This window comes from Hymenobacter wooponensis (assembly GCF_004745865.1).
Classification (GTDB): domain Bacteria; phylum Bacteroidota; class Bacteroidia; order Cytophagales; family Hymenobacteraceae; genus Hymenobacter; species Hymenobacter wooponensis.
In genome coordinates, this window is sequence record NZ_SRKZ01000005.1 from 303,389 (window position 1) to 318,351 (window position 14,963).

Consider the following 14,963-nt stretch of genomic DNA (forward strand, 5'->3'; position numbering starts at 1 on the left):
TTGTTCCCTTATTCCCACCCACCCCACTTTCTTCCTATGATTGACACGCTCACCATCCAGACGAAGCGTACTAGCGCTTCCCGCCTACCCGAAGTGGACTTTGACCACCTAGAGTTTGGCAAGACCTTTTCAGACCATATGTTGGTAGTCGACTACCAGGATGGTGAATGGCAGGAGCCCCAGATTGTTCCTTACGGCGACATGACAGTGAGCCCCGCTAACTCGGCTCTACATTACGGCCAAGCTATTTTTGAGGGTATGAAGGCCTACAAAAATGAGCAGGGCGAAGTGTACATGTTCCGCCCCTACGACAACCTACACCGCCTCAATGCTTCGGCTGAGCGCATGTGCATGCCTGCTATTCCGGAGGAAATCTTCATGCAAGGCCTCGCACAGCTTCTGCGCCTCGATGCGGAGTGGATTCCAAGCTTCACCGGTAGCTCTCTATACATCCGCCCCTTTATGTTTGCGACGGACGGTCTGCTAGGTGTGCGCCCCTCTGACTCTTACCGGTTCATGATTATTACTTGCCCGGTAGGCCTCTATTATAACAAGCCCTTGCGCGTACGCTTCGAAGAGAAGTATGTTCGCTCTGCTGAGGGTGGTGCTGGCTTTGCTAAGAATGCGGGTAACTATGGCGCAGCCATGTACCCCACTAAGCTTGCGCAACAAGAAGGATACAACCAACTCATCTGGACTGATGCCTCTGAGCACCGTTATGTGGAAGAGTCGGGCACTATGAATGCTGTTTTCGTCATTGATGGCCGTATCGTTACTCCAGCCCTCAGTTCGTCTATTCTCGATGGCATTACCCGCCGTAGCGTTCTACAGCTAGCTCGCGATTGGGATATTCCTGTAGAAGAGCGTAAAGTATCTGCCTTGGAAATTTTGGCAGCTCAAGCTAATGGCACTTTACAGGAAGCCTTCGGAGTAGGTACTGCAGCCACTATCGCTCCTATTGCGGTAATTGGCTACCAAGGTGAAGATTACACTTTGCCAATTCCTCCTGCAGACGCTTTCTCTTATCGAGTTTCAGCAGCCTTGGCTGAAATACGTAGTGGTAATGCTGCGGATCCGCACAACTGGATGGTGCGCTTATAATTTTCCAGAAGTAAATACAACAAGTATAAAAAATTGAGGCCGGCTTCACATGAAGCCGGCCTCAGTTTTTATGTTGACCTTTGTGGCTTACTCATCTATTTCCATCATTCACTTTTTGTCCCGATGACCCATGAACAGGTAAAGGACTTGAAGGGCCGCGCTGAGGCCCTGAGGAGGTACCTTTGACTACGATAACCGCAAAGCTCAAGTCGTAGAGACAGAAGCGCAAACTACTACTTCCGGCTTTTGGGATGACTCCAAAAAAGCCGAAGCTGTCATGAAGGACATCAAGGCCCTTAAAGTGTGGACTGATGACTTTGAGGCCGTGGAAAAGGCTGTAGGGGATGTAGAAGTACTATATGACTTCTACCGTGAAGGAGATGTCACTGAGCAGGAAATACAACAGGAATTTGAATCTGCAGAGCAGGCCGTAGAGCGCCTTGAGTTCAAGCGCATGCTCTCTGACGAGGAAGACCAGCTTTCCGCCATCTTAGAAATCAATCCTGGTGCAGGAGGTACTGAAAGCCAAGATTGGGCCGAAATGCTCATGCGCATGTACATCATGTGGGGCGAAAAGCAAGGTTTCACGGTTCGTCAGGTAAGCTACCAACCCGGTGAAGGTGCTGGTATCAAATCAGCTTCTTTAGAAATAGACGGCCCATTCGCATACGGCTACCTAAAAAGTGAAATCGGTGTGCACCGCCTCGTCCGTATTTCTCCTTTCGATAGCAGCGGCCGCCGTCATACCTCTTTTGCCTCAATATTTGCCTATCCTGTCGTTGATGACACCATCAATATTCAGATCAACCCAGCTGACATATCCTGGGACACTTTCCGCGCCGGCGGCGCCGGCGGCCAGAACGTTAATAAGGTTGAAACAGCCGTACGACTCACTCACGCTCCATCAGGTATCATCATCGCCGTCCAAATCGAGCGTAGCCAGCTGATGAATAAGGAGCACGCCCTACGCATGCTAAAGTCGCGTCTTTACCAAATTGAGATGGACAAGCGCAACGCAGAACGGGATAAAGTCGAGGCCGGTAAGAAGCGAATTGACTTCGGCTCACAGATTCGGAACTATGTTCTGCACCCATATAAGCTTATTAAAGACCTCCGTACTGGCATTGAGCGCACCGATGTACAAAACGTGCTTGACGGGGATTTGAATGAATACATCAGGGGCTACCTGATGCAAAGCTGAGCAGAACAACTAATTGTAACTGAAACAGAACAAAAAAGGGCTGCACAATAGTGCAGCCCTTTTTTCTTATTCCAGAAGATAGTTAGTCCATCTGCCAGAAGATTTTTGTGAATTGTGTCACACCAGAGGGGATGTTAGCCTGGTTAGTGCTCACTTCCGATTGTGGATAGAATAGACGCTTGGGCAGTGGATTCCCGCCACGTTGCAGAGAGAGCTTGATTCGGGGCAAACCTGTACGACGAATGTCGTCTAATGCTTCTACAGCAGCAATGGTATTCTCGGCCAAATACTTTTGGTAAAGAATCTTCTCTTGCGCCGTAACAGCACGAGGAGTTGTTAGGGGAGCAGTACCAGCATTAGCACCTTCACCTTCGGGGGTTCTCGTTGTGGGAGCGTCATAGTTTACCAAGCCATTTGTTTGGTTGGCAGTAGCATTGACGTAGTCGTTATACTGTGCAATGCCAGCAGCATTACTTGAAGTAGCTGAAGCTACTGTGGCTGGAACAGTAGCAGCTTCACGATAGGTAGTAACGAACGAAGCCTTAATTCCGTCATTAAAGTCCTGCTTCGCATCGGCTACAGCACCAAATAGGCCACGGGCCTCCACCTCTGCTTTATTAAAGAGGTGTTCGGATAATAGCATCAGCACGGTAGGAGCTGTTGCGGCACGTAGGAATGTTCCCCCTTGCAAGAAACGCGAACCTACCGTCTGGCACCCGCAATCACCAGCGCTAAACTGTGGAGGCGTTCCTTCACCTAGGTCAGTGCCAACGTAAGCGGCCGTAGCATGGTCTGGATCCGTAGGGCCGTTATTGCGCTGACCCCTGCGGTACAATTGAGCGATGCGTGGATCAGAGTTGGTCTCGTACTGGCGAATTATATAGTTTGTAGGTACGATATAGCTGTACTCTGACTGTGCCCGAGTTGCGCCAGGAGCAAAACCATATCGATCATAGAATGGATTCTGCTGGTTAGTGTTAGCCGTGTAAGAAGGCTGAACCACTACGTCACGATCGATAAAGCCACCACCTGTAGCGGTAGCAGCTTGCGTTTGTAGAAGGCGCAGTTCTGTACTCACGTAAGTATTACGTGTTGCATCATTAGTTGAGGATTGACGAAGAAGTATTCGCAAGCGCAGGCTGTTCGCAAAAGCCTTCCATCGAGCCATGCCCGTGGCACCACCATTGAAGACAACATCTTCGTTTCCTACAACCAACGCGCCAGCAGGTACGTTGTTTATATCCGCTACAGCTCCTTTGAGCTGTTCTACTAAGTCTTTATATATAGACTCAGCACTATCATATTTAGGAGCCGTATTCCCTAACCCTTTAAGAGCCTGTGTATACGGAATATCCCCAAACTGATCAACTAGCAGCAAATAGTTGTACACTTTCATAATCCGGGCTATTGCCGCGTGATTAGGGTAAGTTGTAGCCCCATCGCGCTGAATGAGGTCATAATCAGCTATGTTATCGTATGTCGAGTTAAACAGCGACTGATTATATGTGTTGTTGTAAGTATAAGTCCGCTCTGGCGAGAAGCCGCTAACCGTACCTGACTTACCCCAGTAACCAGCTGCAAAGCTAGCGTAAGTATTATAGTTATTGCCATTAGCTACGCCGCCAGTGTAGTTTGCAGCTGTGGTAACTAAGGCGTTAGCCAATAAAGCATCAGGCGTTACCGTTAGGGCATTATTGGGATTATCGTTGATGTCGAGAAAGTTCTCGCAACCTGTTGCCGCGGTAGTAAGAGCCGCCGCAATCAGTACTTTAAAAAGTGCTTTCATGAACAGGTATGATTAAAGGGTTACGTTAATAGTAGCCCCGTAAAATTTGGTAGGAGGAGTCTGCAAAACCGTATTGATACCGATGGCATTACTACCCAGAGCGGTGCCACTAAACTCAGGATCGGTGTAGATATTCTCCTTCGGCACCCATGTAAAAAGATTCCGACCGAAAAGATTCACTGAAGCCCCTTTTATGAATCCAAATTTCGATACCAGGTCAGTTGGCAGGGTGTATCCTAATGTTAACTCGCGGATCTTGAAGAACTTACCAGAAGTAACGTAGTTCTCAGCAACCCCAGTATTCCAGCTGGCAGTGTTGGCCCAAAACTCAGAGCCACCAGGTGTCAAGGCCGACGTGTTGGGTACGTAAGTCACGTTGCCACCAGCATCGGTTTGAGGGATAGCTGAGTTGGGATATACGAAGTCCTGACGACCGTACTGAGTGCTGCGTGTTCCAATACCGGTGAAATCAAGGTTCTCACCAATAGTATTATACACTACATACCCTGTCCGCATCTCAGCCTGTCCGGCTAGTGTGATGCCTTTGAAATTAATACTGGTGTTGAAGCCGTAGCGATATTTAGGCTGTGTATTGCCGAAGTTTTTCGTGTCGGTAGCAATGAGTGGAGCGTAACGAACTAGTGTAGGGTCATTAGGGTCGCTCACCTGCGTCATCTTCACCCGGCCATCTTCAGTGCGCTGATAGTAAGTACCTATGAGTGAAGGAAAAGGCTGGCCAGGAATAGCAAATAGGTCTGCGTTTGTGCTCTGACGGCCGCTGCCAGTCAGGTTCAACTGTGTGAGGCCACTGGGCAGCGATACTACTTCATTAGCATTGTAGTTGAAGTTACCACCAACTGTAATTGATAGCCCATTTTCGATACGAACCGGTGTAATGTTCAGGTCAAGTTCAACACCCCTGTTTTGAACTTCCCCTGCATTTAGCGTCACAAATTGCGCACCTGCAGCACCCGATATGTTAGTTGTAACGGTTTGGTTTGTGCTCTTCTGCGCGTAGTAGGTAGCTGCAGCCGATACACGGCGCTTTAGGAAGCTGAGTTCAATACCTGTCTCAATAGACCGAGTGTCTTCTGGCTTGAGGCCAGGCTGCACAAGAGTGCCACCTGCAGTGAAGCCAGCCCTAGAAGGGAAGGGAAAGCCGAGACCAAGAGGGAATGACTGTTGAAGCGAGTATGCACCACCCGTGTTGTACACCCCATTAGTAGTGAAACCGCCTAGGTTTACTTGACTAACTTTGGAGACACCGCCGCGAATCTTAGCATAATCTAAGAAAGACAAATCCTTCAAAGCCGGAACGGCGTTAGTTAAAACAAACGAGGCATCAACAGCTGGGTAGAAGAAGCTGCGATTACCAGGCTCGAGGATAGACACATTATCTTGACGTCCTGAACCATGTAGGTACAAGAAGTCCTTATAGCCCAATGTCAGGTCAGCATAGAACGCATATAAGCGAGTTTGAGCACGTCCAGCACGTCCATCGAGGTTGCCGATGCGGTTGTTCAGGTTAAAATTATCCCCCTCAACTGGCACTGCTAATGCTGAAGAAGCAACAAAGTTGTAACGGCTATCAAGCTGCTGAACGTTATTGCCGAGGATGGCTTGTACTGAAATATCACCAAAAGTTTTATCCATACTCAGGAACAAGTCCGAGTTCAAACGAGTCAAGCTGCTACTCAGGTCTTGTACAAAACCGGTGTAGCTGGAAATTGACTTAGGCGAGTTAGCAGCTAGCGAGAATTTGTTTTGAGTAGTCAGACTAGACTGTGCCGTGCTAGTAGTACCCAAACGGTAATTTAGACGCAACCAATCAGTGAACTTGTAACCCAGATCAATGTTACCCTGAATAGTATTACGTCGGTCCTTGGTGCGGTTGGCGTCTATAATGAAATAAGGGTTAAAGTAGTAGGCGTTGTAATAGCCAAAGTTCGGTTCCGAATACTTATCGTTCTGATAGTCTTTGTACTGAGTGAGGGGTGCCATCACTGTAGTGTTGAACACGTTCCAGTACACCGAAGTATTACGGTCTAGGTTTGACGTCACATCTGCTACCTGCTGCGAGTAGGAAGCATTAAAGCCAATGTTCAAGCGGCCCATTTCACGCGAAGCATTGAAACGGAAGCTGTTGCGGTCGAACTTATCCTTCGGCACAACGCCGTTGTTGTGTACATTCTGGAAGGAAGTGAAGAACTTCGTCTTATCATCACCACCCGAGAAGGTTACACCATTCTGCATTTGGTATCCGTGGTTAAAGAATTTCTTCTTTTCGTCGGGACGAGCCTCGTAAGTCAGCATCTGCGCAGTACCATCGGCGAGGGTCTGGCCAAATGGGCGTAAAGAGCCGTCGAAGCGAGGGCCGTACTGCTGGTTTTCGAAGCCCTGGTACTGATAGTGGTACTCTTCGTCAACTGCATTAGTTGGATCGAAGAATAGTCCTGCTTTTGCGTTATCTGAGTTGTTGTACCAATCAGGCGAGCCAGGACCAAATTCTTTCTGAAACTTAGGCAGGAAAGAAATCGACTCAAACTGTGAAGTATGAGAGAAAGTAACCTGGTTATTGCTACCACCTTTTTTGGTGGTAATGATGAGTGCACCGTTAGATGCTTGTGAGCCGTAAAGAGCAGCTGCGTTAGCACCTTTCAGTACGTCAATAGAAGCAATATCATCAGGGTTTAGAGCGCCCAACACTTCGTTGGTCGAGATAACCCCATCGATTACCACCAGCGCTTCGTTGTTACCTGTCAAGGAACGGCTGCCACGAAGCGTCACACGAGGAGTTGGGTTTACACTACCACTTAAGGTTTGAATCTGCAGGCCCGAGACTTTGCCAGCCAAACCATTAGCCACGTTCGTAACCCGAGCCTGTGTTAATTCTTTGGTGTCGAGAGAAGCAGTAGCGTAACCTACTTGCTGCTGCTGGCGCTGGATTCCCAAAGCACCCGTTACCACGACTTCTCCTAACTGCTTAGAATCAGACGCTAAACCTATATCAATAGTCGAAGCATCTCCTATTGCTCTTTCAACAGCTACAAAGCCAATAGAAGAAAAAGTAAGTGTAGTTGCAGATGCCGGAGCACTAATCGTATAAGTACCATCAGCATTAGTAGATACACCAATTGTAGTGCCTTTGGCTAACACAGTTACACCTGGCAATCCTTGCCCTGTGGCACGATCTGTGACCCTTCCGGAAACTTGGCGATTTTGAGCGGCCGCCTGCTGCAACAGAACGGGCGCGACGAGTATCGCACTCAATAAAATTTTTCGCATGGAGTTGTGAGTGAGTGTTTAAAGGTAAATGGGTGAATTAAAGGTGAAACAATCTAGGTGGAACAAGAAGTACAGCCTCAATCAATAGTATTCGCTAACATTATGATTTTCAAATACAGAAAACTTTCTTATAAGACGGAACTGCAATGTAAAATAATTTTATCAATCCTTCTTTGATTAGTGTGCTTTGTCGACATTTTGAAGTGAACATCACTGAAATTCTTATAGTGTGAGTCTCATCATGAACGTACGATCGTTATAAATGCTATCCTAGCAATTAGCCTTGGGAGTCGTACTTGCTGAACATTTATATAGCTGTATAAGAAGTATACATACTTAGTCTGTTTATATTATATCAAATAAGAATATAGATATTTTTTATACTTAAACGATAGTATTCGCACCACCTTATTCACAAGAATAGCTAAAGATTTATGCCAAATTTTCAACCATCATTGCAGTTATTTTAAATTCTCTTCATAACTTTCAGTTTCTATAACTGAACCTCAACTCAGGATAACAAGGTTTATAACCTTTTATTATCCAGCCTTTACTTCATTCACACCTCCTTACATGAAAAAAACATTACTTCTTGCTGTACCCATTGCTACTCTGAGTGTAGTACAGGTATTCGCACAGACACGTACTATTAGTGGTCGTGTTACTGATCGCATCACTGGTGAAGGACTACCAGGTGTGACAGTTCTTGTAAAAGGCACAAGCAATGGTGTTTCTACGAACTCTGATGGTACATATACCCTTACTGTTCCCGAAGCAGGAGGAGTTATAACTTTTAGCTCAGTTGGTTTTGTTGCTCAAGAACGTGCCATAGGAACTGATGCGCAGATCAATATAGGCCTAAGTTCTGACACTAAAGCACTCAGCGAGGTAGTTGTAACAGGATACGGTGGAACCCAAGATATAAAAGAAATAACAGGTTCGCAAAGCCGGGTAACTGAGGAGAAGCTATTAAACCAGCCAGTACAGAGCTTTGATCAAGCTCTAACAGGCCGAGCTGCAGGTGTTCAAATTACTAGCCCTGGCGGTACACTTGCAGATGGTGTTGCTATCCGTATACGTGGGGTAAACTCACTTTCTAATAGCTCACAGCCACTTTTCGTAGTTGATGGAGTTCCACTAAATACCCTCAATAATGCAAACGTGTTCAATGGTGGCAATGGTACGCGCTATAATCCTTTAGCTGATATCAACCCTAATGATATACAGTCAATTGATATCCTGAAAGATGCTGCAGCCGCAGCTATTTACGGTTCACGCGCTGCTAATGGAGTAATTCTTATTACAACTAAGCGTGGAAAATCTGGACAAAACCGATTGTCCTTCAACTCATACGTCGGCTTCCAAGAGGCGGCTCGTGTTCCAAAAGTTTTGAATGGTGACGACTTCACATTGATTCAAAATGAAAAGGCATTCAACGCAAATGCTGCTAGACCTGCTCAGTATCCTACCGCGATAATTGCCAAGGATATCGATCTAAATGGCGACGGTGTTCCTGATCGAACCAACTGGATGGATGAAATTTTCCGGAAAGGCATACAACAAGATTACCAAGTTGCTTTATCTGGCGGCACTGAACTAGCTAGCTACTACGCTTCTGGCGACTGGACTGATCAAAAAGGCATTTTAGCGAATAACCAATTGAAGCGTGGCTCTATCCGCTTAAACTTAGATATTACCCCAAAGAAGTGGTTAAAGGGAGGGATAAGCAGTAGCTATTCTAAAGCGCTCAACAGAGGTGTACTAACGGATGGCTATTTAGCAGGGGTTACGGTTGCTGGATATAATGCTCCCCCAAACGTTCCAATTTATAACCCAGATGGTACTTACTATTTGAACTCAGCCGGCAATTTAGGAAATGGCAATAATTTAACTCAGTATGTATTAAACAATTATAATCATCCAACTGCTATTACAGAACTGCAGCGTAATAATAACACGACTCAGCGTATTATCGCTAATGGCTATTTAACCGTTGAGCCAGTTGCAGGCCTCAAATTGACTTCTAAGTTCGGTATTGACTATTTTGATAACTTAGAAGATCAGTACAGCAGCCCTCTTATTTCGGGGCTAGGCCGCTCTTACAATGGCCTGGTACAAAATAACCGCCTTAACCAAAACTTATGGAACTGGCAGAATTACGCCAACTATGATAAGACGTTTGGTGATAATCATACAGTGAATCTTACTGCAGGTGTTGAGTACCAGGAAGAGCGCCAGCAGCAAGTCTATACCCCTGCAGAGAACTTTGTAGATCCCAAGTACAAGAACATTCTTGATGGACTATACGCTGGCACCTTCACAGGCGGTGGCAGTTTGACGGCGCGGGGCTTCCAATCATATTACGGTCGAGCTAACTACTCATTTGCGAATAAGTACTATGCATCATTCACTATTCGTAACGATGCTGACTCACGCTTTGGTAAAAGTAACCAGAGAGGCACATTCCCAGCAGGCTCGATAGCTTGGCGTATTTCTGAGGAAGGCTTCATGAGCAATTACTCCTTCATCAGTGACTTGAAAGTACGTGCTAGCTACGGCATTGTAGGTAATTCTGGTGGCATAGGTAATTATGCCTCGGTGACCACAATTGGAGGCGGACAATACGCTGATGTTAACGGCCTGAGCATTACACAAGTTGGCAACCCAAGCTTGCAGTGGGAGACGTCGAAGAAACTCGACGTAGGCTTCGATATGTCGGTCTTGAAAGATCGAATAGGTGTCACGTTTGATTTCTACAACACAAACATCGACGGTCTGCTTCTAAGCGCTCCAGTGCTTTTAACAACAGGCCTTCCAGGCGGTGCTGTATCGAGAAACGTTGGCAAGATGTATAACCGTGGGGTGGAACTTTCTTTGAATACGGTTAACGTCCGGTTGGAAAATGGCTTTACTTGGGCTTCACAACTGAATTTCTCAGTACTAAAAAACCGTGTTGTCGAGTTAGCTACTCCTAACGATTTGATTACAGGTGTACAACGTGCTGGGGTAGGTAAATCTGTAGGTGTATACTACTTACCGGAATGGGCTGGTGTTAACCCCGATAATGGTAATGCTCAGTTCAAAGATAAGGATGGCAACATCAAGCAATACAATGCATCCACGTTGACTTGGACGACCCTATCGGGCGAGCCTACGTCGGCCATAGGGGCTGCTGATTTCAAATACACCAAGAAGAGTGGATATCCTACAATGTATGGTGGCTTTGACAACACCTTTTCTTGGAAAGGCATTGAGCTTGGTGTATTCCTGCAATACAGCGGTGGCAACTTAATTTATAACGCCACTCGCCAGGGTCTAATGACTAACTCTTTGAACAATAACCTTGAGGAAATTAAAGACCGTTGGACCACACCTGGTCAAAAAACTGATGTTCCTAAGTTAGTACTGCAAGACAACGTATCTACACAAAACTCTACTCGCTGGTTAGAAAAAGGTGATTTCCTACGACTACGTCAAGTGCGTCTTGGTTACAATCTACCGAAGCCAGCTCTGGCAGCTATTGGCGGCATGAACAATGTGAATGTTTATGTCATGGTTCAGAATGCATACGTCTTTACAGACTACAAAGGAACGGATCCAGAAGTTAATTCTAACCGGAACACAACTACAGGCAACATTGGTTATGGCACGGATAACCGCTCTGTGCCACAACCTCGGAGCTACGTTTTCGGAGTTAACATTGGTATCTAAATCTTTGCTCAAAACCTACTTCAACGCTTTATGACACATAAGTCAAATTTGTTTTGGAAAGCTGCACTTGGTGTAGCACTTTTTACCACTGCTTCGAGTTGCGACAAGGTTCTTGACCAAGAGCCCCCTGCTGCCTTTACTACAACAGAAGGCTATAGTACTCCTGCCCGTATTGCTAGTTCAGCTTTAGGCATGTACAATGGCCTACAAGACGCTGAATTCTTAGGTGGCCGCGCCTTGATTTACGCTGATATTCGCGCCGATGACGTTGACCCAGCCGCTTACTTTGGCACCTTAGCGAACAATACCCAATTAGCGGGTGATGGAACTGCACAGCTTGCTTGGCAGGGTGGTTATCGTACAATCTATTCAGTTAACTTCTTCTTGCAGCAGTTGCAAGCTAATACTGGTATTGCTCCAGCAAACTTAGAAGCTCAGTACATTGGTGAGGGTAAGTATATACGAGCCTTAACAATGTTCTATTTAGTCAACTTGTACGCACAGCCATACAACTATACTGCTGGAGCAACTCACTTAGGTATTCCTATCCAGTTAGTTGCGCCTGATGCTGCCAGCGCTTTTGATCCTGCTCAGAATCTCCCGAGGGCTACTGTAGCAGAAGTGTATGCTCAGATCGAAAGTGACTTAAATGACGCTATTGCGAATCTACCGGAAACATACACTACGGCATTTGACAAAGTAGGACGTGCTACAAAAGACGCAGCACGTGCATTACTTTCTCGGGTAGCCCTCTATAAAGGGGACTATGTGAGATCAGCTAAGTTGGCTGGTGATGTAATCACGGGGGGACGTCATACCCTTAACCCGTCACCTTTAACTCCCTTCCGTACTTTTACTACGAGCGAATCCATCTTCTCTGTAGCGATGGGCACCTCAGATAACCCGAATACGAATAATGCTATTGGGCAGCATTATGGTCCATCACCTGCTCGCGCTGACATTACAATTACTCCATATGTCAGCATTCCAACGACTCAATTTGCTGCAGATGATAAGCGCCGGACTTTGCTAACTACACAGTCTACCGCTAATAACCGCTACTATACTCTCAAATACGCAGCTATCTCAGCTGACTGGGTTCCAATTTCTCGCTACCCAGAAGTCTTACTGAATCGTGCTGAGTCTTTGGTTAGAACTACTAACACTGTAAACGAAGAGGCACTTGCTTTGCTCAATCAAGTACGCAGCCGTTCTACTGCTCCCTATGTAACTTTCGCATCATCTACAGAGCTTTTGAACGCTATTCTACTCGAGCGTCGCTTAGAACTTGCTTTCGAAGGCCACCGTATGTTCGACTTGTTTCGCACGAAGCAAGGAACAACTGCTCGTGGTTCAGCGGCCGCACAACCTTACGGTAGCCCCAAGCTAATTATGCCAATCCCGCTTCGCGAAATACAGCAGAACCCCAACCTTGTGCAAAACGAAGGTTACCAATAAATTTTTAAAGAGAAAAAGGCCCCAATTAGGTAATTGGGGCCTTTTTCTCTTTAAAAATTTATTTCCAGGTCATTAACATGAAAGACAACTAACTTTCTATGGCTTATGGGCTTACTGAGCCAATGGATTAGTTTTTCAGCAATTTCTGTGGGCTGAGTCAATTTATTCTCGGCATGAAAATTAGCGAACTTGGCAGCTTCACTAAAGTCACTCACCTCAGCACTGCGGATGTGCTCTTGCATGGGAGTATCTAGAATGCCAGGTGAAAGGCTACGGATACGGATGCCAGTGCCACGAATGTCTTGCTCCTTTTGAGCAGTGCGGGATAGGGCATCTAGAGCGGCTTTAGAGGCAGAATATGCACCCCAACCATCTACCGCACGTTGAGCGGCGCCACTGCTAATGTTGAGAATAGTACGGGGGATAGTAAGGTTAGAATATGCACTCAGGAACGTATTCATGAACATGGCTGGCGCTACGGTATTCACATCAAACACAAATTCGAAGTGCTCATTCTGGTGTTCACCTAAGTAGCCTATATCGCCTAATACTGCGGCATTGTTAATGAGGGTGATACTTTCTGCATCTGGCCTAGCCGGAAAAACTTTGTGCAAGTTGTTCTGCACAGCTAGCATGTCAGATAGGTCAAGTGGCTGATGTGTGTAACGCTCATGGGTAATGGTGGCGTGACGGGATACTCCCAACACAGAAGTATTAGGTAATTCGAGCGCCGCATCCGCTAAGGCTTTGCCTAGGCCACGGCTGGCACCTGTGATAATGTAGTAATGCATGCAGGAAAAGAATAGGTGAGAAAGAGTAGTTAAAAAATACGATAGAAAACAAAAGGAGGTGGCCTAGGCCACCTCCTTTTGTTTGTAGGTTGAAGTACTGAGCTGCTAACTAACCTAGAGAATGTACTGGCTCAGGTCACGGTTGCGGACCATATCACGCAGACGTTCTTCCACTAGCTCGCGGGTAATGAGGATGCGAGCATTGGGGCCAATTAGATCAGGAACATCAAACAAGATGTCGTTGAGCAAGCGGCTCATAACGGTATGCAGGCGGCGTGCTCCGATGTTTTCGACTTCGCTGTTGACCTCAAAAGCAATGCTAGCTAAACGCTCCAGGGCTTCATCGTCAAAACTGAGTTCAACATCCTCCGCCTTCAAAAGTGCCTCGTATTGCTTAGTAAGTGCGTTTTTGGGGTCTTTCAGAATGCGGTAGAAATCGTCCTTAGTAAGGCTTTGTAGCTCTACGCGAATGGGGAAGCGGCCTTGGAGCTCCGGAATGAGGTCGGAAGGCTTAGCTACGTGGAAGGCACCGGCGGCGATGAACAGGATGTGGTCGGTATGAATGATACCGTACTTGGTGCTGACCGCCGAGCCTTCTACAATAGGCAACAGGTCGCGCTGGACACCTTCACGGCTTACATCGGGCCCACCTCCCCCTTTGCCGCTACGGCTGGCTACTTTATCAATCTCGTCGATGAAGATGATGCCGGCGTTTTCGGCGTGGCGGATGGCCTCGTCTTTCACTTCGTCCATATCGATGAGCTTAGCCGCTTCTTCATCAAGCAAGATTTTCCGAGCTTCAGCAATAGTGACTTTGCGCTTACGGGTTTTCTTGGGAATCATAGAACCCAACATATCCTGGATGCCTGCCATGGAGGCCTCATCTAGGCCTGCTGGGCCACCTATTACCCCAATACCAGGCGAGTTATTTTGCTGCACCCGAATATCAATCTTCCGCTCATCCATCTCACCACTGCGGATCTTTTCGCGGAAACGCTCACGAGTTCTTTCATTTAACTCGTAGTCAGAATCAGGTACGTGGCTTCCATCAGAAGACCCGAAGCCCACACCCGGCTTTGCCACGGTGGTACCGGATACCGGCGGAATTAATGCATCGAGGATTAGGTCTTCCACGGCTTGCGCGGCTTGGGCCTTTACTTCCTCCTTGCGCCGTTGCCGCACCATGTTTACGGACTGCTCTACTAGGTCGCGCACCATGCTTTCCACGTCGCGGCCTACATAGCCTACTTCGGTAAATTTAGAAGCCTCTACTTTCGTAAAGGGAGCTCCGGAGATGCTGGCCAGGCGACGAGCAATTTCGGTTTTGCCTACACCCGTTGAGCCAATCATGAGAATGTTATTCGGTACAATTTCGCGCTGCATTTCGGCGGGAGCATGCAGGCGGCGCCAGCGGTTGCGCAGGGCAATTGCCACATGACGCTTGGCATCATGCTGGCCTATGATGTATTTATCGAGTTCGGCAACAATTTGCGCCGGCGTCAGGAATTCAGCAGAATCTAACATAGGGTGAACGAGTAAACAGGAACAGGTGCCGGAGTATAGCCGGAATCACGAGGAAAGGTTTTGCTAGACCTTGCAGTATATACTCACTGTAAAGCCAGCAGTGGAA

The 14,963-nt window shown here is 47.0% G+C and carries 8 protein-coding genes; 4 read left to right on the forward strand and 4 right to left on the reverse strand.

Annotation, left to right across the window (positions count from 1 at the left end):
• Positions 1-36: 36 nt before the first annotated feature.
• Both EU557_RS18355 and prfB read left to right on the forward strand, forming a co-directional pair.
• Positions 37-1,101 carry a branched-chain amino acid aminotransferase gene (locus EU557_RS18355; protein ID WP_135531924.1) on the forward strand — a complete coding sequence of 355 codons (1,065 nt, stop codon included), beginning with the start codon at positions 37-39 and terminating at the stop codon, positions 1,099-1,101.
• A 123-nt stretch (positions 1,102-1,224) separates the two neighbouring features.
• A protein-coding gene (gene prfB, locus EU557_RS18360) for a peptide chain release factor 2 (RefSeq protein ID WP_135531925.1) occupies positions 1,225-2,302 on the forward strand; the annotation gives its coding sequence in 2 pieces (ribosomal slippage) (positions 1,225-1,284 and positions 1,286-2,302; 1,077 coding nt in all).
• An 82-nt stretch (positions 2,303-2,384) separates the two neighbouring features.
• Here the strand turns inward: prfB and EU557_RS18365 are convergent.
• The gene (locus EU557_RS18365; protein WP_135531926.1) at positions 2,385-4,088 is read right to left on the reverse strand and encodes a SusD/RagB family nutrient-binding outer membrane lipoprotein; all 1,704 of its coding nucleotides are present in this window, start codon (positions 4,086-4,088) and stop codon (positions 2,385-2,387) included.
• A gap of 12 nt (positions 4,089-4,100) precedes the next feature.
• Positions 4,101-7,373 (reverse strand): SusC/RagA family TonB-linked outer membrane protein, encoded by a 3,273-nt coding sequence (locus EU557_RS18370; RefSeq protein WP_135531927.1) that lies wholly within the window; start codon positions 7,371-7,373, stop codon positions 4,101-4,103.
• A 573-nt stretch (positions 7,374-7,946) separates the two neighbouring features.
• Between EU557_RS18370 and EU557_RS18375 the strand changes: the two genes are divergently transcribed.
• On the forward strand, positions 7,947-11,084 hold the full coding sequence (locus tag EU557_RS18375; RefSeq protein ID WP_135531928.1) for a SusC/RagA family TonB-linked outer membrane protein: 3,138 nt from the start codon (positions 7,947-7,949) through the stop codon (positions 11,082-11,084).
• 30 nt (positions 11,085-11,114) lie between these two features.
• On the forward strand, positions 11,115-12,542 hold the full coding sequence (locus EU557_RS18380) for a RagB/SusD family nutrient uptake outer membrane protein (RefSeq protein WP_135531929.1): 1,428 nt from the start codon (positions 11,115-11,117) through the stop codon (positions 12,540-12,542).
• Positions 12,543-12,592: 50 nt separating this feature from the next.
• Here EU557_RS18380 and EU557_RS18385 read toward each other — a convergent pair whose 3' ends face one another.
• Both EU557_RS18385 and hslU read right to left on the reverse strand, forming a co-directional pair.
• Positions 12,593-13,333: an SDR family NAD(P)-dependent oxidoreductase gene (locus EU557_RS18385; RefSeq protein WP_135531930.1), complete on the reverse strand. Its 741-nt coding sequence runs from the start codon at positions 13,331-13,333 to the stop codon at positions 12,593-12,595.
• Between the two features lie 114 nt (positions 13,334-13,447).
• Positions 13,448-14,857, reverse strand: coding sequence for an ATP-dependent protease ATPase subunit HslU (gene hslU, locus EU557_RS18390; protein WP_135531931.1), 1,410 nt, complete (start codon positions 14,855-14,857; stop codon positions 13,448-13,450).
• Between the last annotated feature and the right edge of the window lie 106 nt (positions 14,858-14,963).

Bases quoted from the DNA above. Each gene is read 5' to 3' on its own strand.
- EU557_RS18355 (WP_135531924.1), top strand. From the start codon at position 37: ATGATTGACACGCTCACCATCCAGACGAAGCGTACTAGCGCTTCCCGC.
- EU557_RS18365 (WP_135531926.1), bottom strand. From the start codon at position 4,088: ATGAAAGCACTTTTTAAAGTACTGATTGCGGCGGCTCTTACTACCGCG.
- EU557_RS18370 (WP_135531927.1), bottom strand. From the start codon at position 7,373: ATGCGAAAAATTTTATTGAGTGCGATACTCGTCGCGCCCGTTCTGTTG.
- EU557_RS18375 (WP_135531928.1), top strand. From the start codon at position 7,947: ATGAAAAAAACATTACTTCTTGCTGTACCCATTGCTACTCTGAGTGTA.
- EU557_RS18380 (WP_135531929.1), top strand. From the start codon at position 11,115: ATGACACATAAGTCAAATTTGTTTTGGAAAGCTGCACTTGGTGTAGCA.
- EU557_RS18385 (WP_135531930.1), bottom strand. From the start codon at position 13,333: ATGCATTACTACATTATCACAGGTGCCAGCCGTGGCCTAGGCAAAGCC.
- hslU (WP_135531931.1), bottom strand. From the start codon at position 14,857: ATGTTAGATTCTGCTGAATTCCTGACGCCGGCGCAAATTGTTGCCGAA.